Here is an 18,876-nt window from a genome sequence, read left to right on the forward strand (position 1 = left end):
TCAGAAGGCCTGGCGGATGATGCGGATCACATTTTCAAGTACCGGATCGCGCAGACTGAGCTTATTGTAATGCAGTGAAATCTCGATAGATTCTGCATTCAATTGGCTGAGCGGAATGCTCTCCAGCGGCCAGCATTTCCGCAGCAGATGATACAGGCGCGAAGGCATGATGCAGAGCATGTCACTGCTGCCAATCAGGGACGCGGTAGTGAACATATTGTAACTGCTGAAGCTTATCTGGCGCTCCGGGAAAATGTCATCGATACGCTGGCGCAGCGCATGATGAGACTGTCCTTCCGTCATAAATGACGAGTGGTCGTAGTTACGCAGATTCTCTATGGTGAGCGGCTCGCTGAGCACCGGATGCTGCTGGCGACAGACCAGCACCAGGTTGTCGGCATAGAGGACATTCTGCCCCAACGCGCGGGCGCTGAAGCTGCCGCTGTCGATAATTAAATCGGTCTGGAACTGGGCAAGCTGCACGTCAGGTTCGCTGATCGGTACATTACGCAGCAGCAACTGCGGCGCATGCTCTTTTACGGCCTGGTAAATGGCAGGCATAACCAACACCCCCACAGAGGGAGAGCAGCCGATGGTGATGGTTCGTTGTTTGTCGTAGCTTCCGGTTAAATCCAGCGCGCCCAGAATCGACTCCAGCCCCTGGCTGATGTACTCATGCAGATGCGTGGCGTAAGCCGTGGGGGTGACACCCTGTCCCTTACGAATAAATAACGGGTCCGGAAATATAGCGCGCAGCTTTTGAATAGACTGGCTTATTGCAGAGGGCGTGAGATTAAGAATTTTCGCAGCGTTAACGATACCCTTATGGACATATACCGCCTCAAAAATAGTCAATAAATTGAGATCAATATTACGTAAAGTCCGAAAAATTTGCGGCTTGTCTTCGCCACCGGGTTCATTCAGGCGTTTGGCTGGTAAATTATTATACTCCACGCTTTTACTCCGTACACATTCACAACATGAATGATAGTTGAATTTATTTATTATGCTTGTAGAGATTCGTAAAGAGTTGGTTTTGTTTCACTTGTTTATCAAAAACAACCAGTTGAGTGATTATCACGCAAGTTACTTAGGTCCTGCACGCAGCGCTGACGGGAGGCTAAATAATATGGATCGGTAATATTCGAGCGCTTCGAAAATATAGAATCTGCGGATTATTGTAAAGTGTAAAAGCGGCAATTAAATCGTGGCCCGTCAAATTATCGAGCCACAATGTATAATATATTAAGCAGTGATATATTCGTGCGGGGGATTGTTAAGTAGCGCTAACATATTAGCTAAAAGTACAGGACGGATATTTTCTGTTGTTGCCGTATCAACCCACTGGCACATTTGCGTCATTTCCATCCCGGCATAGCCGCAGGGATTGATGCGCTGGAAGGGCTTCAAGTCCATATTAATGTTCAAAGCCAGCCCGTGAAACGAGCAGCCTTTACGGATACGCAGCCCCAGCGAGCAGATCTTCATCTCGCCCACGTAGACTCCCGGTGCGTCGGCCCGCGGATGCGCATCAATACCGTATTCCGCCAGCGTGTTGACGACCGTTTGCTCAAGCAGAGTTACCAGTTCACGTACGCCCAGCTTTCTGCGTTTGAGGTTCAGGAGAACGTACATCACCTGTTGCCCTGGGCCATGGTACGTAACCTGCCCGCCGCGGTCGCTCTGAATAACCGGGATATCGCCCGTCATCAATAAATGTTCCGCTTTTCCCGCTTGCCCCTGCGTAAACACTGGCAGGTGTTCTACCAGCCAGATTTCATCAGGGGTGGTGTCATCGCGTGAGTCGGTGAAGTCATGCATAGCCTGGGAGACAGGCTCATAAGGTTGCAGCCCGAGATGACGGACAAGAATTTTATCCTGATACAAAACGACGTCTCCGAAGACGAGGGACAAAAGATGAGGGGGAGTATATCACAGCGGGGGAGAGGGGTTACCCGGCAAACCGGGTAACCGCAGAGGGACTACAGCACCATACGAACAATTTCGATATTGCCGAGCTCTTCGTACAGCGTCTCAACCTGCTCAATGTGTGTTGCGGTAATGGTAATAGATACCGAGTGGTAGTTGCCCTTGCTGCTTGGTTTTACTGACGGAGAGTAGTCACCCGGCGCATGGCGCTGTACCACTTCAACCACCTGATCAACCAGCTCAGGTTTCGCCAGACCCATTACTTTGTAAGTAAATGGGGTAGGGAATTCAAGCAGTTCGTTAAGTTTGGTTTTCATGTCAGCTCCGGCGTAACGTCAAAAAGAATAACTCCCACGTCAGGTGGGAGTTATCAGGATACTTAGTATATGGGGATCAAAATCACACTTTCAAGTGTTCGATTTTTAGCCAAACCAGTGATGGAACATCAATTTAATGTAATCAATGATTTTGCCGAAGAAATTGCCTTCAGGAATTTCCTGCAGGACAACCAGCGGGCGCTGATCGATAGTTTTGCCATCCAGCTGGAAGTTGATGGTGCCTACAACCTGGTTTTTCTGCAGCGGTGCATGCAGCTCGGTGGTGTTCAGCACGTAGCTGGCTTTCAGATCTTTCATGCGCCCGCGTGGAATGGTCAGGTACAGATCTTTGTCCACGCCCAGGGAGGCGCGATCGTTATCACCAAACCAGACCGGCTCAGAGGCAAACTCTTTACCTGCTTTCAGTGGGTTCACGGTTTCGAAGAAACGGAAGCCCCAGGTCAGCAGTTTTTTGCTTTCTGTCTCACGGCCTTTAAAGGTACGACCGCCCATCACGGCAGAGATCAGGCGCATCTGACCTTCGGTAGCAGAGGCGACCAGGTTGTAACCCGCTTTGTCGGTATGGCCGGTTTTGATGCCGTCAACGTTCAGGCTGTTATCCCACAGCAGGCCGTTACGGTTGGTCTGGCGAATACCGTTGAAGGTAAACTCTTTCTCTTTATAGATGGCGTATTCGTTCGGTACATCGCGGATCAGCGCCTGGCCAATCAGCGCCATATCGCGCGCAGAGCTGTACTGACCCTCCGCATCCAGGCCGTGAACGGTCTGGAAGTGGCTGTTTTTCAGGCCCAGCGCAGAAACGTAGCTGTTCATCAGGCCCACAAACGCATCCTGGCTGCCCGCAGCGAAATCGGCCATGGCGACACAGGCGTCGTTACCGGACTGCAGGTTGATACCACGAATCAGCTGAGAGACAGGAACCTGCATACCCGGTTTCAGGAACATCAAAGAGGAGCCTTTAAAGACCGGGTTGCCGGTTGCCCACGCATCGTTACCGATGGTGACCAGGTCTGTTTCTTTAAATTTACCTGCCTTCATCGCCTGGCCGATAACGTAGCTGGTCATCATTTTCGTCAGGCTGGCCGGATCGCGGCGGGCATCGGCATTCTGTTCTGCCAGAACTTTGCCAGAGTTGTAATCGATCAGGATGTAGGATTCCGCATCGATTTGCGGAACGCCAGGGATCATGGTCTTGATGTTCAGGTCATCGGCGTGAGCTGCGGAGAGCGCAGCAGCGCAAAGGGCCGTGGTCAGCGCCATGCGCTGCACAAAACGAGCAGAAAAAGTGGTCTTCATGGTCAGAACTACGACATCCGTGATGGAATTAAAAAAAGTGCCTTACTATAGCAAATGCTATTCAGGCAGGCATCCGACTTTAAGCATGAGTTTGTGAATGACTTTTACACAAACTGACAATTCGGATGCCGCCGATACATTACTTCGCTACAGCGATAAATGACTGGAGTTGCGCTTCATTTTGCAGACGCTGCTGCAGGGTCGCTGCCTGCGATTTGCTGGCAAACGGTCCCATCTGAATACGCCACACAGCCCCGTTTTGCTCAACGCGGCCTGGAACGCCAAACTGCTGGCTCAGGCGCTGTTGATACTGCTGCGCGCGGGCCTGATCGCTGACGGCGCCCACCTGAACGACAAAGCCGCCGCTGGAAGCGGCAGCAGGCGCTGCTACCGCTGCGCTCTGGGTCGTTGCCGGAGCGGTGACGGGGGCAGGCTGCTGCGCGACGGGGGAGGCAACAGGCGCCGGGGCAGGTTCACTGCCTTCCAGCACGCCGGAGGCTAAGGTCGTTGGAGCCCCCAGGAAACCGCTACTCTTTACCGGTGCGCCAGTGCTGTCATCGCTTTGCAACGTGTCGTTGCTGATAGGACGCACTTCGCCTGCTGGCTGAGAAGGCTCGGCCGGCGATGAGACGCTCCCCATGCCACCGTCAAGATTCGGACGGTCGGGAAGGGCGTAGGTCTGTTTCGCCACTGTCGTACACGCGGTACCCGGCCCGGAGAGCGAGCCATCCGGTGCCACGATAATGGGGTCGATACGAACCTTGGTATTGTTCGAGGTGTTCAGGCGGTCGGCGGAGGCGCGCGACAGCGAAATCACACGGTCGTTACCGTACGGACCGCGATCGTTAATGCGGACCACGATCATACGGCCATTCGCCAGGTTGGTGATACGCGCGTAGCTTGGGATAGGCAGCGTCGGGTGTGCCGCAGTGAGTTGCGTCGGGTCGAACGCTTCTCCTGATGCCGTCAGGTTGCTCCCGGGTTCCGCATCATAAATGGCGGCGAAACCCGCCTGGCTGAAACGGGAAGGGTCCTGAACGATTTTGTAGCTTTTGCCGTCGCGCTCATAATCCTGATTCGCGCTGGCGTTGAGCGGTTCATAAACGGGATCGGCGCCGCTGATTTCAACGATTGGGCCATTACACACCGCAGGCTGCGGCGGCGCGACGGTTGCCTGTTGCTGACCATCATCACTTGTGCACGCCGCAAGTAAACTTGCCGCAATGCAGATCCCCAGCCACTGCTTACGCATTCCGATCCCCTTATTTTTATACGCTTTTTGACAACATTTTTCTGTGGGTATGGATCGACATCACGATACCAAACCCGGCCATCAACACGATCAGTGCCGAGCCTCCGTAACTCACCAGCGGAAGCGGAACGCCTACAACCGGCAGAATACCACTCACCATACCAATATTTACGAAGACATAAACGAATAAAATCAACATTAACCCGCCCGCCATGACGCGGCCAAAGGTGGTTTGCGCGCGCGCGGCAATCCACAACCCGCGCATGATTAACAGTACATACAGCGCGAGTAAGATCAAGATGCCGACCAGCCCAAGCTCTTCCGCCAGGACCGCAAAGATAAAGTCGGTATGGCGCTCTGGTAAGAACTCCAGCTGCGACTGGGTGCCGTGCAGCCATCCTTTACCGCGCAGGCCTCCGGAGCCAATCGCGATCTTGGACTGAATAATGTGATAGCCCGCACCCAGCGGATCGGTTTCCGGATCGAGCAGCATCATCACGCGCTGGCGCTGATAATCATGCATCAGGAAGAACCAGAGAATAGGGATGAACGCGGCAACCAGCACCACCGCAATACCAATCAGACGCCAGCTCAGGCCCGACAAGAAGAGAACAAACAGGCCAGAGAGTGCGATGAGGATCGAGGTACCAAGGTCAGGCTGCGCCGCCACCAGCAACGTTGGCAGGAAAATCAATACCAGTGCGATGGCCGTGTTTTTCAGTGATGGCGGACAGACATCGCGGTTGATAAAGCGTGCCACCATCAGTGGAACGGCGATTTTGGCAATTTCCGAGGGCTGGAAGCGAACTACGCCCAGATCCAGCCAGCGCTGTGCGCCTTTGGAGATGGCCCCAAAGGCATCTACCGCAACCAGCAAAATAATACAGAAGATGTAGAGATAGGGGGCCCAGCCTTCGTAGACGCGTGGCGGGATCTGCGCCATGACGACCATAATGACCAGCCCCATCGCGATCTGGCCAATCTTGCGCTCCATCATGCCGATGTCCTGGCCGCTGGCGCTCCAGATAACCAGAGCGCTGTAGACCAGCAGAGCCAGCAGGATCAGCAGCATGGCTGGGTCGATGTGGATTTTATCCCACAGCGATTTTTTATTTGGATTATCCGTCATGATTATTGGTCCTCCGCCGCAGCGGCCGCCGGGTTTTCAGCCGGCAGTTCGGTGTTGTTATCACCCAGCATGATGTGGTCGAGGATTTGGCGCATGATGGTGCCCACGGCTGGCCCTGCGCCACCGTTTTCCAGAATCATTGCCACCGCCACCTGCGGGTTATCATAGGGTGCAAATGCCGTCATGAGCTTATGGTCACGCAGTCGTTCGGCAATGCGGTGTGCGTTATAGGTTTCGTTGGCCTTCAGGCCGAAGACCTGCGCCGTACCGGATTTGGCGGCCACTTTATACGGCGCACCGGCGAAATACTTATGCGCGGTACCGTTCGGGCGGTTTGCCACCCCGTACATCCCGTCTTTGGCGATCTCCCAGAAGCCGGAGTGAATATCCCCCACTGGCGGTTCATGCGGTTGGATCCACGGCACTTTTTTGCCCTCTTCAACGGTACTTTGCAGCAGGTGCGGGACTTTCACCACCCCGTCGTTGATGAGGATCATCATCGCTTTGTTCATCTGCAGCGGGGTGGCGGTCCAGTAGCCCTGGCCGATACCCACCGGAATGGTATCACCCTGATACCACGGCTTTTTAAAGTGCTTTAGCTTCCACTCGCGGGTTGGCATGTTGCCGGAGCGTTCTTCGGCGAGATCGACCCCGGTGTAATGGCCGTAGCCAAATTTGCTCATCCACTCTGACAGGCGGTCAATACCCATGTCGTACGCCACCTGATAGAAGAAGGTATCCGCAGACTCTTCCAGCGATTTCGTCACGTTCAGATGACCGTGGCCCCATTTTTTCCAGTCGCGATAGCGTTTCTCTGAACCCGGTAACTGCCACCAGCCCGGGTCAAACAGGCTGGTGTTGCGGTTGATGACACCCGCGCTCAGCGCCGAGACGGCGACGTAAGGTTTCACCGTGGACGCCGGCGGATAGACCCCCTGCGTGGCGCGGTTGACCAGCGGCGTGTTCGGGTCATTAAGCAGGCCGGAGTAGTCCTTACTGGAAATCCCATCGACAAAGAGGTTAGGGTCGTAGCTTGGCATGGAGACCATCGCCAGAATGCCGCCGGTACGCGGATCGGTCACGACAACTGCCGCACGGCTGCCCGCCAGTAAGGTTTCAATATACTGCTGGAGTTTCAGGTCGAGCGTCAGGTAGACGTCATGCCCTGCCTGCGGCGGCACCTCTTTCAACTGACGAATAACGCGGCCACGGTTGTTAACTTCCACCTCTTCATAGCCGGTCTGCCCGTGCAGGACATCTTCGTAATAGCGTTCAATTCCCAGCTTACCGATATCGTGCGTCGCGGCGTAGTTTGCCAGCTTGCCGTCTTTATCGAGACGCTCAACGTCTTTATCGTTGATCTTGGAGACGTAGCCGATCACGTGCGTCAGCGCGGAACCGTAAGGGTAGTAGCGACGCTTGTAGCCTTTCACTTCCACACCGGGGAAACGGTACTGGTTGACCGCAAAGCGGGCGACCTGGACTTCCGTCAGGTTGGTTTTAACCGGAATGGAGGTAAAACGGTGAGAGCGGGCGCGTTCTTTCTTGAAGGCAGCAATATCGTCATCGTTAAGATCGACAACGCTTCGCAATGCTTCCAGCGTATCCTGCACGTTGTCGACTTTTTCCGGCATCATCTCAATCTGGTAGATGGTGCGGTTTAAGGCCAGCGGGGTGCCGTTTCGGTCGTAAATAATGCCGCGGCTGGGGGCGATAGGCACCAGCTTGATGCGGTTTTCGTTTGAGCGCGTCTGGTAATCGGTATAGCGGACAATTTGCAGATTATAAAGGTTGGCGATCAGCACGCCGGTAAGCAGCAAAATCCCCGTAAAGGCGACCAGCGCCCGGCGCACAAACAGCGCGGACTCAGCCGTATAGTCGCGAAAAGAATTCTGTAGTTTCATCCGCTGCTTAATCTACCCTGGTCAGTCATTACTCGCGGTGATAGGGGTGGTTGGTAGTAATGCTCCACGCGCGGTACAGGCTTTCTGCCACCAGTACCCGAACAAGCGGGTGGGGAAGCGTCAGCGCGGAGAGAGACCAACTTTGTTCTGCCGCCGCTTTACAGGCAGGGGACAACCCTTCAGGCCCGCCAATCAACAGACTGACGTCACGACCATCCTGCTTCCAGCGCTCCAGTTCGTGCGCCAGCTGCGGCGTATCCCAGGGCTTGCCTGGAATATCGAGGGTCACGATGCGGTTTTTGCCTGCGGCAGCCAGCATCAGTTCTCCCTCTTTATCAAGAATGCGTTTAATATCCGCGTTCTTGCCGCGCTTTCCGGCGGGGATCTCCACCAGCTCGAACGGCATATCTTTAGGGAAACGACGCAGATATTCAGTAAAACCGGTTTGTACCCAGTCCGGCATTTTGGTGCCGACGGCGACCAGCTGCAACTTCACGCATTAACCCCAGAGTTTTTCCAGCTCATACAGGCGACGGCTCTCTTCCTGCATGACGTGGACAATCACATCGCCAAGATCGACAACCACCCAGTCAGCGGTTGCTTCACCTTCAACACCGAGCGGTAACAGCCCTGCTGCACGTGATTCCTGCACAACATGATCGGCAATTGAAACCACATGGCGAGTAGACGTACCGGTGCAGATGATCATGCAGTCGGTGATGCTGGATTTACCCTTAACGTCGATAGCGATGATGTCCTGACCTTTCAGGTCATCAATTTTGTCGATAACAAAATCCTGGAGTGCTTTACCCTGCAAGTTTTCCCCCTGGGTGAATGAGATTGTGCAACTATGAATTCGTAGCCAGACAGTATACCTGAACTGACGCCCCTGTCGGGACAAATGTCACCGGCCGGGCTTTTGAAGGCGGGTATCATCCCACCCTCCGCCGGAGATTGCATCGCCATTTTTGTAAAACAATTTCTGTAAAGCAATGAGCGGCGGGAAAGTCTGGCAGCGGAGGATAACAGTATGGCTTACTCTGTCAAGGCAGGATAATCAATAAGGCGCTTTTTGTGCGCCCGGATTATGCGTCTGCGCTTTTCTGATACAACCCGTGCGCGTGGATATAGTCCAGCACTGACGATGGCAGGAGATCGTCACAGGCTAAACCGTGCTGAAGCCGGTCGCGAATGATTGTCGCAGAAATATCAAACCACGGCGTCTCCGCCAGATAGATCTTCCCGGCAGGTTGATTATGCAGATCTTCCACATTGTCGGTCAGATGAGCCTCCAGCCACTGCTGATACTGCTCTTCACGCATGGTCAGCGGATAGCCCGGACGGCGGCAGACGAGGAGATGGCTGTTCTCCAGAATGGTTTCATACTGGTGCCAGGTGGGGAAGTTGAGCAGAGAATCCTGGCCGATGATAAAGGCCAGCGGTTTGTCCGGCCCCTGTTCGGCCCGCCACTCCTGTAGCGTTTGCGAGGTCCAGGACGGGGTGTCGCGACGGAGTTCACGCTCGTCCAGGCTGAAGAGCGGTTTATCCGCAATGGCCAGGGCGAGCATCTCTTTTCGCTGCACGCTGGTGGCCTCAGGCTGAGGCCGATGTGGCGGAACGTTATTGGGCATGATAATCACGCGCTGAAGACCAATCAGATTCGCCAGAATTTCAACCGGTTTCAGATGACCGTAATGGACCGGGTCAAAGGTGCCACCGTACAGGGCCTGTAGAGAGTGCATGCTATCCATCGATAAATACATCTGCCAGCGCCTTGTGGCAGAGCAGCAGAGAAAGGCTTTCCAGTTCCGCCCAGACGGACTGGCCGTAATCTTGTTTTAACGTGAGCTCTGCGCGCATCAAAAGCTGTACCGCCTGGCGCAGCTGTTCATGGCTCAGACGATTAATGGCCTCGGTGGTCATCGCCCGACGGTTTTGCCAGATACGGTGTTTGTCGAACAACGAACGCAATGGCGTATGAGCAGACTGGCGCTTGAGCGTGATGAGCATCAGCAGTTCACGCTGCAGCGTACGCAGCAATATAACCGGTTCGCTACCCTCAAGGCGTAGCTGCTGCAAAATATGCAGGGCACGTTTGCTCTTTGCCATCAGCAGCGCATCAACCCAGTGGAACGGCGTGAAGTGTGCAGCGTCGTTAACCGCCTGCTCCACGCGCGGCAGAGTCAGCTTGCCATCGGGCCAGAGGAGGGCGAGCCGGTCCAGCGCCTGGGCCAACGCCAGCAGGTTGCCTTCATAGCAGTAGCACAGCAGCTGATTCGCTGCGTCGTCCAGTTGCAGGTTATTCTGCTTCGCTCTTGCCGCCACCCATTTCGGCAGATGGGCCTGCTCAGGCGTCTGGCAGGTGACCAGCACGGCATGAGTGGCGAGTTGGGTAAACCACGCGGCGTTTTCCTGCGCTTTGGTGAGCTTGTTTCCACGCACGATTAACAGCAGATCGCTGTGCAACAGGCTGACCAGCGTCGCCAGCTGTTCATTGATGGCCGCGTTCGGACCATTCTCTGGCAGCAGGATCTGGATGGTCTGGCGTGATGCAAAGAGACTCATCGCCTGGCAAAGGGAGAAAAGGGCATTCCAGTCGGTATTGTTATCCAACTGGACGGTGTGGTGTTCATCAAAGCCCTGAGCGGCGGCGGCATGTCGCACGGCATCCAGGCTTTCCTGAAGCAAGAGCGGGTCGTTACCCAGTAGCAGATACGCCGCGCGCAGCCCTTCATTGAGCTGCGCGCGGAGTTGTTCAGGATACAGCCTGATCATCAGTTACCCATGGAGGTAGAAACAGGAGGCGTGTTGGCATCCGGTTTGTCGATGATGTCAGAACCCTGTCTTGTCGTTGCGGCAATGCCTGGCAGCTTACGGATCAGCTGTTCTGCGGCCTTGTCGTACATTTCGTTAATGATAATCTGCTGCTCAGCATCTTTTGCCAGCGCCGTTTGCGGGTTATCAAAGAACGAGCGGTACACTTTGGTATTGATAGGGAAAATGTCTTTACCCGGGATCAATACTGCCGCGTTCACCGTCAGCACCATCTGATATTCCGCAGTACGTCCATCCTGGAAGATCGACGCGGTATCTTTAGCCAGCGATGAGCTTAAGATACGTAATGACGGTACATCCTGGCGCAGGGTGCCTTTTTCGATCAGTTGAACATCGTTCAAACGCAGCTGGTTACGCACTGCCCGGCTGAGTGGACCATTCGGATCCCCTGAGTCGAAAATCATCGTTTTCATCTCAGCGGGCACCGCCGTGGTATTGCGCAGGTGCCAGCCACACCCCGCGGTGACCAGCACCGCCAGAGATAAGAGTATTGTTGCCAGTTGTCGCACGTTTCCTCCCGCGCTTAGCCAACGACCAGATTCAGCAGTTTACCTGGTACGTAGATCACTTTACGTACGGTAACGCCCTCAAGATATTTCGCCACCAGATGTTCCTGGCCAGCACGCTCACGAACCTGTTCTTCGGTTGCATCAACGGCGACGGTAATTTTACCGCGTACTTTACCGTTGACCTGTACCACCACCAGCGTGGTGTTTTCCACCATGGCGGATTCATCAGCAACCGGCCACGGCGCGTTGTCGATATCGCCTTCGCCTTTCAGCTCCTGCCACAGGGTGAAGCTGACATGCGGGGTGAACGGGTTCAACATGCGCACGACAGCCAACAGCGCTTCACGCATTAAGGCACGATCCTGCTCGCCTTCCTGCGGTGCTTTCGCCAGCTTGTTCATCAGTTCCATAATAGCCGCAATTGCGGTATTGAAGGTCTGACGACGACCAATATCATCGGTCACTTTTGCAATCGTTTTATGAACATCACGACGCAGCGCCTGCTGGTCTTCAGTCAGGGCAGCAACGTTCAGTGCCGGTGCGTCGCCCTGAGAGGTGTGTTCGTAAACCAGTTTCCAGACGCGCTTCAGGAAGCGGTTCGCCCCTTCAACACCGGACTCCTGCCACTCCAGGGTCATGTCTGCCGGTGAGGCAAACATCATGAACAGACGCACGGTATCCGCGCCGTAGCGCTCAACCATCACCTGCGGGTCGATGCCGTTGTTTTTGGACTTGGACATCTTGCTCATGCCGGTATACACCAGTTCATGACCTTCGGCGTCTTTCGCCTTCACGATACGGCCTTTCTCGTCGCGCTCAACAATCGCATCAACCGGAGAGACCCAGTTACGTTCGCCGTTCGCACCCACATAGTAGAACGCATCTGCCAGTACCATGCCCTGACACAGCAGCTGTTTCGCTGGCTCGTCAGAGTTCACCATGCCTGCGTCACGCATCAGCTTGTGGAAGAAGCGGAAGTAGAGCAGGTGCATGATGGCATGTTCAATACCACCGATGTAGATGTCTACCGGCAGCCAGTAGTTTGCCGCGTCGGAATCCAGCATCCCTTCCTGATACTGCGGGCAGGTGTAGCGGGCGTAGTACCAGGAAGACTCCATAAAGGTGTCAAAGGTGTCGGTTTCACGCAGCGCAGGCTGACCGTTAACGGTGGTTTTTGCCCACTCAGGATCGGCTTTGATCGGGCTGGTGATGCCATCCATGACCACATCTTCCGGCAGGATAACCGGGAGCTGATCTTCAGGGGTTGGCATTACGGTGCCGTCTTCCAGCGTGACCATCGGGATTGGCGCACCCCAGTAACGCTGACGGGAAACGCCCCAGTCGCGCAGGCGGTAGTTCACTTTACGCTCGCCCACACCCAGCGATGCCAGTTTGTCGGCGATGGCGTTGAAACCCTCTTCGAAGCTCAGGCCGCTGAACTCACCAGAGTTAAACAGCGTGCCTTTTTCCGTCAGTGCTTGCTCAGACAGGTCAGGTTCAGAGCCGTCAGCCGCCAGAATAACGGCTTTGATCGGCAGGTTGTATTTGGTGGCAAATTCATAGTCGCGCTGGTCGTGACCCGGAACAGCCATCACGGCACCGGTACCGTATTCCATCAGCACGAAGTTTGCTGCCCAGACCGGAATCGCTTCGCCAGTCAGTGGGTGCTTCGCATAGAAGCCCGTGGCAACGCCTTTCTTCTCCATGGTCGCCATGTCGGCTTCTGCCACTTTCGTGTTGCGGCATTCGTCGATAAAGGTAGCCAGCTCTGGGTTATTTTCGGCAGCTTTCTGCGCCAGCGGGTGACCTGCGGCCACGGCCAGATAGGTCGCGCCCATGAAGGTATCAGGACGGGTGGTGTAGACGGTCAGAGTCTGATCGTAGTTCTCAACGTTGAAGGTGATCTCCACGCCTTCAGAACGGCCGATCCAGTTGCGCTGCATGGTCTTAACGGTATCCGGCCAGTGGTCCAGCGTGTCCAGATCGTTCAGCAGTTCGTCAGCGTAAGCGGTGATTTTGATAAACCACTGTGGGATCTCTTTACGCTCAACTTTGGTGTCGCAGCGCCAGCAGCAGCCGTCGATAACCTGTTCGTTCGCGAGAACGGTCTGGTCGTTCGGGCACCAGTTAACGGCAGACGTCTTCTTATAGACCAGGCCTTTTTTGTACAGCTCGGTGAAGAACTTCTGTTCCCAGCGATAGTATTCCGGGGTACAGGTCGCCAGCTCGCGGCTCCAGTCATAGCCAAAGCCCAGCATTTTGAGCTGGTTTTTCATGTACGCGATGTTGTCGTACGTCCACGGCGCTGGCGCCGTATTGTTTTTGACCGCCGCGCCTTCTGCAGGCAGACCGAATGCATCCCAGCCGATTGGCTGCAGCACGTTTTTGCCCAGCATACGCTGGTAGCGTGCAATCACATCACCGATGGTGTAGTTACGCACGTGGCCCATGTGTAGTCGACCAGAAGGATAGGGAAGCATCGACAGGCAGTAATACTTCTCTTTGCTCTCGTCTTCGGTTACTTCAAAGGTACGCTTCTCGTCCCAGTGTTGCTGGACTTTTGATTCTATCTCTTCCGGGCGGTATTGCTCTTGCATGGCAGCCAGTGGTCCTGTTTTCAATACAGCTACAAATGTAGCCAATGGATGTGGTATTTCAGATCCGCATAGCATAGCCCAAACGTCCGCGTCAAAACAGCCTTTCGCACAAATGCGCTTTGCAGGAATTTACCGGGTCTGTGGTTCACCTGACAAAGCGGCGATGAAATAAGGTCTATTATTAGAAATAGTTACTTACCCGGGAGGCAAAATGATGAACAAGGTTGCTCAATTTTACCGCGAACTGGTGGCAACACTGACGGAACGGCTGCGTAACGGCGAGCGTGATATCGACGCGCTGGTGGAACAGGCGCGTGCGCGCGTGACGCAAACGGGTGAGTTAACGCGAACCGAAGTGGAAGAGGTGACGCGCGCCGTGCGTCGTGACCTCGAAGAGTTCGCGCGCAGTTACCAGGAGAGCCAGGACGAGGTGACCGACAGCGTATTTATGCGGGTGATCAAGGAGAGCCTCTGGCAGGAGCTGGCGGATATTACCGATAAAACACAGCTGGAGTGGCGTGAAGTCTTTCAGGATCTGAATCATCACGGCGTGTATCACAGCGGCGAAGTGGTGGGGCTGGGAAATCTGGTCTGTGAGAAATGCCATCACCATATTGCCGTTTATACACCGGAGGTGCTGTCACTCTGTCCGAAGTGCGGGCACGATCAGTTCCAGCGTCGGCCGTTTGAGCCCTAGGTAAAAGCAAAACGGCAACCACGTTGCCGTTTTTAGTGTTTGCTCCCTCTCCCCGTGGGAGAGGGTTGGGGTGAGGGCATCAGGCCGCACTATAGTATGCGAGCCTCTCCGCCAGCAAATCCACAAACGCCTGCCGATCGATATCCACCATTAGCGTGGTATTCGGTTTATTCCCCGTCAGTGAATAGTAATCCACTACCGTCATCCCCTGGGTGTATTTCCCCTGGGTCTCCACACCAACCCAGCGCTCTATCGTGGTAAACATCTCAGGCTTCAGCAGCCAGGCAATGGTGCACGGGTCATGCAGCGGCGCGCCGTGGAATCCCCATTTCTCGGCTTTGTGATATTCCATAAAGAAGTCGAGCAGCTCGGCCACGGTCGTGGCAACCGGGTTGCCAATCGCACGAAAACGCTCAATGTCATTCGCCATAATCTGCGCCCGGTGGGTAACATCCAGCCCGGCCATCACAATCGGCAAACCCGACTGGAAGACGATCTCCGCCGCTTCCGGGTCAACAAAGATGTTGAACTCCGCCGCAGGCGTCCAGTTACCCAGCCCCATGGCTCCGCCCATAATCACGATACGGGCAATTTTGCTGTGCAGTTCAGGATGGCTGTTCAGCAGCAGCGCAACGTTGGTTTGCGGGCCCGTTGCTACCAGCGTGACGGGTTCAGCACTCTCGCGTAGTACCTTTGCCATCAGCTCCACGGCGGTACAGGATTGCGGGGCGAAACCCGGTTCCGGCAGCGCCGGGCCGTCCAGGCCGCTTTCTCCGTGTACGTTGTCGGCAATGATCAGTTCACGCATCAGCGGTTTGACCGCGCCACCGGCCACGGGAATATCGGGGCGCTTTAGCAAGGTCAGCATACGCAGGACGTTGCGCAGGGTTTTATCCGGCGTCTGGTTGCCGGCAGATGAGGTAACAGCTTTGACTTCAAGTTCAGGGGAGGCAAGTGCAAGGACGAGGGCAATCGCGTCATCATGACCCGGATCGCAATCGAAAATAATAGGCTGTGCCATAGCGTTCTCCATACGTAGCGTTATTTTGTGACAAGGTTAACGCTGCAATGTGACGCCGACGAGAAGCAGAGCATGAAAGCGTGAGACAGTGCGCAATCTGCAGATTGCGCACTGAGAAGATTAATGCAGGATTTTAGCCAGGAAGTCTTTAGCGCGTTCGGATTTCGGGTTGGCGAAGAACTCTTCTTTCGGCGAGTCTTCAACGATCTTGCCTTCATCCATAAAGATCACGCGGTTTGCCACTTTGCGGGCGAAGCCCATTTCGTGGGTCACCACCATCATGGTCATCCCTTCGTGGGCCAGTTCAACCATGACGTCCAGCACTTCGTTGATCATTTCGGGATCGAGTGCGGAGGTCGGTTCGTCGAACAGCATTGCCACCGGATCCATACACAGTGCGCGAGCAATCGCCACACGCTGCTGTTGGCCGCCGGAAAGCTGTGCCGGGAACTTATCGGCATGCGCAGAAAGCCCCACGCGATCCAGAAGCTTCAGCCCTTTCTCACGCGCCGCTTTTTTGTCACGCTTAAGCACTTTCACCTGCGCCAGCGTCAGGTTCTCGATGATGGAGAGGTGAGGGAACAGTTCAAAATGCTGGAACACCATCCCCACGTGGGAGCGAAGCTGGGCAAGGTTGGTTTTCTTGTCGTTCACTTTGGTGCCGTTAACAACAATTTCACCCTGCTGCACAGGCTCCAGACCATTAACCGTTTTGATCAGCGTCGATTTACCGGAACCGGACGGCCCGCACACTACCACCACATCACCTTTTTTGACTTCGGTGGAGCAGTCGGTCAGCACCTGAAAGTGCCCATACCATTTAGAAACATTTTTCAGGGAAATCATTATACCGTCCTTTTCTTCAGCCAACTGACCAACAGCGACGCGCTTAAACTAATCACAAAATAGACCGCACCTGCGAAGAGCACCATCTCAACCTGCGTACCATCGCGCTCACCGATGGTGGACGCGGTACGGAAGAAGTCTGCCAGGCTCAGGACATATACCAGAGAGGTATCCTGGAACAGCACGATGCCCTGGGTCAGCAGGAGGGGAACCATGGCGCGAAACGCCTGCGGCAGAATAATGAGCTGCATGGACTGCCAGTGGGTCATCCCCAGCGCCAGCGCCGCGCTGGACTGCCCGCGTGAGATACTCTGTATGCCCGCACGGATGATCTCGGAATAGTAAGCGGCCTCAAACATGGAGAACGCAACCATCGCGGAAATCAGGCGGATATCGGTTTTCGGTGACAGTCCCAGAACGTTTTGCAGGAATCCGGGAACAATCAGGTAAAACCACAGCAGCACCATCACCAGCGGGATAGAGCGGAAAACGTTAACGTAGGCAGTGGCAAACCAGGCGAGCGGTTTGAAGCTCGACAGGCGCATTACCGCCAGCAGGGTGCCCCAGACGATACCGACGATGATGGCGATCGCCGTGATTTTTAAGGTGATCACCAGGCCATCCAGCAGGTACGGCATGGAAGGAACAATGGAACTCCAGTCAAATTCGTACATTATTTGCCCCCCAGATTGCCCGGCAGGCGAATTTTGCGTTCAACCAGGTTCATCACCAGCATGATGAAAGCGTTAATCAGAACATACGCGAGCGTAATTGCCGTGAAGGATTCCCACGCGTGGGCGGAATAATCCAGCAGTTTACCCGCCTGCGCCGCCATATCGACCAGACCGATCGTGGAGGCGATGGCCGAGTTTTTGACCAGGTTCATCATCTCTGAGGTCATCGGTGGAACAATGACGCGGTAGGCGTTAGGCAGCAGGACGTAGCGGTAGGTTTGCGGTAGCGTTAACCCCATCGCCAGACCCGCGTTCTTTTGTCCACGCGGCAGCGACTGAATAGCGGCGCGTACCTGCTCGCACACGCGCGCGGCGGTAAACAGCCCCAGACACATCATCGAGGAGACAAAGAACTGTACGTTAGGATCCAGTTCCGACTTGAACCACATGCCAATATTTTCCGGCAGCAGTTCAGGAACGACCAGATACCAGGTAAAGAACTGCACGATCAGCGGAACGTTACGGAACAGTTCCACATACAGCGTGCCGATAGAAGAGAGAAAACGGTTAGGGACGGTGCGCAGAATACCGAACAGTGAACCGACAAGGAACGCAATAATCCACGCCGTTATCGATAACGCAACGGTAACCTGAAAGCCGCTCCACAGCCAGCCAAGATAGGTTGTGTTGCCGAACGGGGCTTGTTGCAGAAATATGCCCCAGTTCCAGTCTATTGACATAATAAACTCCAGAAAAAAAAGGGTAGCAGCGCTACCCTCGAAGATTGGTGAGAAGCTCATTTTTCGCGCTGAGTGGGGAACGACCACTCAACGTATAGTCTGTCCATGCTTCCCGACAATCGAGAGGGCAGGAGATCCCGCCCCTGTAGTTCTAATTAGTTAAGAGCCTTGTCATTTGGTGATTTGAACAGTGCTTTCATGTCGTCAGACAGTTCAAAGTTCATGTTGAGATTTTTGGGTGGAATTGGGTTCTTGAACCATTTGTCGAACCATTTTTCCGCTTCACCGGAGGTTTGCACCTGGGCGATGGTGTCATCGATCAGCTTCTTAAACTGCGGATCGTCTTTACGCAGCATACAGCCGTAGGCTTCTTTCGACTGGGCGGTACCAACGATATCCCAGTTGTCCGGTTTCTTCGCTTTTGCACGTTCGCCAGCCAGCAGAGCATCATCCATCATAAACGCGACGGCACGGCCACTTTCCAGCGTACGGAAGGAGTCACCATGGTCTTTCGCGCTGATGATGCGCATATCCATTTTCTTCTCGTCGTTCAGCTTGTGCAGCAGCACTTCTGAGGTTGTCCCGGAGGTCACAACAACGGCTTTGCCTTTAAGGTCAGCAAAATCTTTGATGTCGCCGCCTTTTTTAGTCAGCAGACGGGTCCCCACCACAAAGATGGTGTCGGAGAAGGCGGCCTGTTTCTGACGCTCAAGGTTGTTGGTGGTTGAGCCACACTCAAAATCGAAGGTGCCGTTTTGCAGCAGTGGGATACGGTTCTGCGAGGTGATTGGAATCAGTTTTACCTGCAGGTCGGGTTTGTTCAGCTTTTTCTTCACGGCCTCAACGATGGCGTTAGAGTAGTCCTGTGAATAGCCCACGACTTTTTGCGTGTTGTCGTAGTAAGAGAACGGGACAGAAGATTCACGGTGGCCGACCACGATCACGCCGTTTTTGGCAATCTTGTCGAGAGTGCTGCCGGCTGCCGGCGCGTCTTCAGCGTGAACGACGCCTGCGGACATCCCCATTACCAGCATTGCTGTGGCCAGTTTACGTAATTGCATACCCAACTCCTTTCTTATCAGCGTCAGTGACGCATTGATACCCATTGT

At 54.6% G+C, this 18,876-nt stretch carries 19 protein-coding genes; 1 reads left to right on the top strand and 18 read right to left on the bottom strand.

Annotated features, from left to right (window positions below):
* The 13 genes from ACQG19_RS06850 to leuS form a co-directional block, all read right to left on the bottom strand.
* On the bottom strand, positions 1-954 hold the full coding sequence (locus tag ACQG19_RS06850; protein ID WP_013097594.1) for a YbeF family transcriptional regulator: 954 nt from the start codon (positions 952-954) through the stop codon (positions 1-3).
* A 291-nt stretch (positions 955-1,245) separates the two neighbouring features.
* The gene (gene lipB, locus ACQG19_RS06855) at positions 1,246-1,887 is read right to left on the bottom strand and encodes a lipoyl(octanoyl) transferase LipB (RefSeq protein ID WP_013097593.1); all 642 of its coding nucleotides are present in this window, start codon (positions 1,885-1,887) and stop codon (positions 1,246-1,248) included.
* Between the two features lie 95 nt (positions 1,888-1,982).
* Positions 1,983-2,246, bottom strand: coding sequence for a DUF493 family protein YbeD (gene ybeD, locus ACQG19_RS06860; RefSeq protein ID WP_003858718.1), 264 nt, complete (start codon positions 2,244-2,246; stop codon positions 1,983-1,985).
* Positions 2,247-2,351: 105 nt separating this feature from the next.
* Positions 2,352-3,563, bottom strand: coding sequence for a D-alanyl-D-alanine carboxypeptidase DacA (dacA, locus tag ACQG19_RS06865; RefSeq protein ID WP_013097592.1), 1,212 nt, complete (start codon positions 3,561-3,563; stop codon positions 2,352-2,354).
* Positions 3,564-3,702: 139 nt separating this feature from the next.
* Entirely contained in the window at positions 3,703-4,815 is a 1,113-nt protein-coding gene (gene rlpA / locus ACQG19_RS06870; protein ID WP_040020605.1) for an endolytic peptidoglycan transglycosylase RlpA, read from the bottom strand.
* A gap of 16 nt (positions 4,816-4,831) precedes the next feature.
* Entirely contained in the window at positions 4,832-5,944 is a 1,113-nt protein-coding gene (gene mrdB, locus ACQG19_RS06875) for a peptidoglycan glycosyltransferase MrdB (RefSeq protein ID WP_013097590.1), read from the bottom strand.
* Between the two features lie 2 nt (positions 5,945-5,946).
* A complete protein-coding gene (gene mrdA / locus ACQG19_RS06880) occupies positions 5,947-7,848 on the bottom strand; it encodes a peptidoglycan DD-transpeptidase MrdA (protein ID WP_426725860.1) in 1,902 nt (633 codons plus the stop codon).
* A gap of 28 nt (positions 7,849-7,876) precedes the next feature.
* The gene (rlmH, locus tag ACQG19_RS06885) at positions 7,877-8,344 is read right to left on the bottom strand and encodes a 23S rRNA (pseudouridine(1915)-N(3))-methyltransferase RlmH (protein WP_003858701.1); all 468 of its coding nucleotides are present in this window, start codon (positions 8,342-8,344) and stop codon (positions 7,877-7,879) included.
* A 3-nt stretch (positions 8,345-8,347) separates the two neighbouring features.
* Complete coding sequence (gene rsfS / locus ACQG19_RS06890) at positions 8,348-8,665, bottom strand: ribosome silencing factor (protein ID WP_003858696.1); 318 nt, start codon at positions 8,663-8,665, stop codon at positions 8,348-8,350.
* A gap of 268 nt (positions 8,666-8,933) precedes the next feature.
* Positions 8,934-9,599 (bottom strand): nicotinate-nucleotide adenylyltransferase, encoded by a 666-nt coding sequence (gene nadD / locus ACQG19_RS06895; RefSeq protein ID WP_038420893.1) that lies wholly within the window; start codon positions 9,597-9,599, stop codon positions 8,934-8,936.
* Positions 9,592-10,623 (bottom strand): DNA polymerase III subunit delta, encoded by a 1,032-nt coding sequence (holA, locus tag ACQG19_RS06900; RefSeq protein ID WP_047024238.1) that lies wholly within the window; start codon positions 10,621-10,623, stop codon positions 9,592-9,594. The genes nadD and holA overlap by 8 nt, the downstream gene beginning before the upstream one ends.
* Entirely contained in the window at positions 10,623-11,192 is a 570-nt protein-coding gene (lptE, locus tag ACQG19_RS06905; protein WP_028028133.1) for an LPS assembly lipoprotein LptE, read from the bottom strand. Before lptE ends, holA begins: the two co-directional genes overlap by 1 nt.
* Before the next feature lie 14 nt (positions 11,193-11,206).
* A complete protein-coding gene (gene leuS, locus ACQG19_RS06910) occupies positions 11,207-13,789 on the bottom strand; it encodes a leucine--tRNA ligase (protein WP_246931553.1) in 2,583 nt (860 codons plus the stop codon).
* 214 nt (positions 13,790-14,003) lie between these two features.
* Between leuS and ACQG19_RS06915 the strand changes: the two genes are divergently transcribed.
* On the top strand, positions 14,004-14,486 hold the full coding sequence (locus ACQG19_RS06915; RefSeq protein WP_014831082.1) for a zinc ribbon-containing protein: 483 nt from the start codon (positions 14,004-14,006) through the stop codon (positions 14,484-14,486).
* A gap of 79 nt (positions 14,487-14,565) precedes the next feature.
* Here ACQG19_RS06915 and rihA read toward each other — a convergent pair whose 3' ends face one another.
* From rihA to ACQG19_RS06940, 5 genes are all read right to left on the bottom strand, one after another.
* A complete protein-coding gene (gene rihA / locus ACQG19_RS06920) occupies positions 14,566-15,507 on the bottom strand; it encodes a pyrimidine-specific ribonucleoside hydrolase RihA (RefSeq protein ID WP_057071701.1) in 942 nt (313 codons plus the stop codon).
* 120 nt (positions 15,508-15,627) lie between these two features.
* Positions 15,628-16,353, bottom strand: a complete 726-nt coding sequence (locus ACQG19_RS06925; protein ID WP_014831084.1) for an amino acid ABC transporter ATP-binding protein — start codon at positions 16,351-16,353, stop codon at positions 15,628-15,630.
* Positions 16,353-17,027 (bottom strand): glutamate/aspartate ABC transporter permease GltK, encoded by a 675-nt coding sequence (gltK, locus tag ACQG19_RS06930; protein ID WP_013097580.1) that lies wholly within the window; start codon positions 17,025-17,027, stop codon positions 16,353-16,355. Before gltK ends, ACQG19_RS06925 begins: the two co-directional genes overlap by 1 nt.
* Positions 17,027-17,767 carry an amino acid ABC transporter permease gene (locus ACQG19_RS06935; RefSeq protein ID WP_013097579.1) on the bottom strand — a complete coding sequence of 247 codons (741 nt, stop codon included), beginning with the start codon at positions 17,765-17,767 and terminating at the stop codon, positions 17,027-17,029. The genes gltK and ACQG19_RS06935 overlap by 1 nt, the downstream gene beginning before the upstream one ends.
* Positions 17,768-17,922: 155 nt before the next feature.
* Positions 17,923-18,828 carry an amino acid ABC transporter substrate-binding protein gene (locus tag ACQG19_RS06940; protein WP_014883004.1) on the bottom strand — a complete coding sequence of 302 codons (906 nt, stop codon included), beginning with the start codon at positions 18,826-18,828 and terminating at the stop codon, positions 17,923-17,925.
* Between the last annotated feature and the right edge of the window lie 48 nt (positions 18,829-18,876).

It is taken from the genome of Enterobacter cloacae complex sp. 277I4, assembly GCF_050031465.1.
Classification (GTDB): domain Bacteria; phylum Pseudomonadota; class Gammaproteobacteria; order Enterobacterales; family Enterobacteriaceae; genus Enterobacter; species Enterobacter cloacae.

Bases quoted from the DNA above. Each gene is read 5' to 3' on its own strand.
- ACQG19_RS06915 (WP_014831082.1), top strand. From the start codon at position 14,004: ATGAACAAGGTTGCTCAATTTTACCGCGAACTGGTGGCAACACTGACG.
- gltK (WP_013097580.1), bottom strand. From the start codon at position 17,027: ATGTACGAATTTGACTGGAGTTCCATTGTTCCTTCCATGCCGTACCTG.
- holA (WP_047024238.1), bottom strand. From the start codon at position 10,623: ATGATCAGGCTGTATCCTGAACAACTCCGCGCGCAGCTCAATGAAGGG.
- ACQG19_RS06935 (WP_013097579.1), bottom strand. From the start codon at position 17,767: ATGTCAATAGACTGGAACTGGGGCATATTTCTGCAACAAGCCCCGTTC.
- mrdA (WP_426725860.1), bottom strand. From the start codon at position 7,848: ATGAAACTACAGAATTCTTTTCGCGACTATACGGCTGAGTCCGCGCTG.
- rlpA (WP_040020605.1), bottom strand. From the start codon at position 4,815: ATGCGTAAGCAGTGGCTGGGGATCTGCATTGCGGCAAGTTTACTTGCG.
- ybeD (WP_003858718.1), bottom strand. From the start codon at position 2,246: ATGAAAACCAAACTTAACGAACTGCTTGAATTCCCTACCCCATTTACT.
- nadD (WP_038420893.1), bottom strand. From the start codon at position 9,599: ATGGATAGCATGCACTCTCTACAGGCCCTGTACGGTGGCACCTTTGAC.
- dacA (WP_013097592.1), bottom strand. From the start codon at position 3,563: ATGAAGACCACTTTTTCTGCTCGTTTTGTGCAGCGCATGGCGCTGACC.
- rihA (WP_057071701.1), bottom strand. From the start codon at position 15,507: ATGGCACAGCCTATTATTTTCGATTGCGATCCGGGTCATGATGACGCG.
- leuS (WP_246931553.1), bottom strand. From the start codon at position 13,789: ATGCAAGAGCAATACCGCCCGGAAGAGATAGAATCAAAAGTCCAGCAA.
- ACQG19_RS06925 (WP_014831084.1), bottom strand. From the start codon at position 16,353: ATGATTTCCCTGAAAAATGTTTCTAAATGGTATGGGCACTTTCAGGTG.
- ACQG19_RS06940 (WP_014883004.1), bottom strand. From the start codon at position 18,828: ATGCAATTACGTAAACTGGCCACAGCAATGCTGGTAATGGGGATGTCC.
- mrdB (WP_013097590.1), bottom strand. From the start codon at position 5,944: ATGACGGATAATCCAAATAAAAAATCGCTGTGGGATAAAATCCACATC.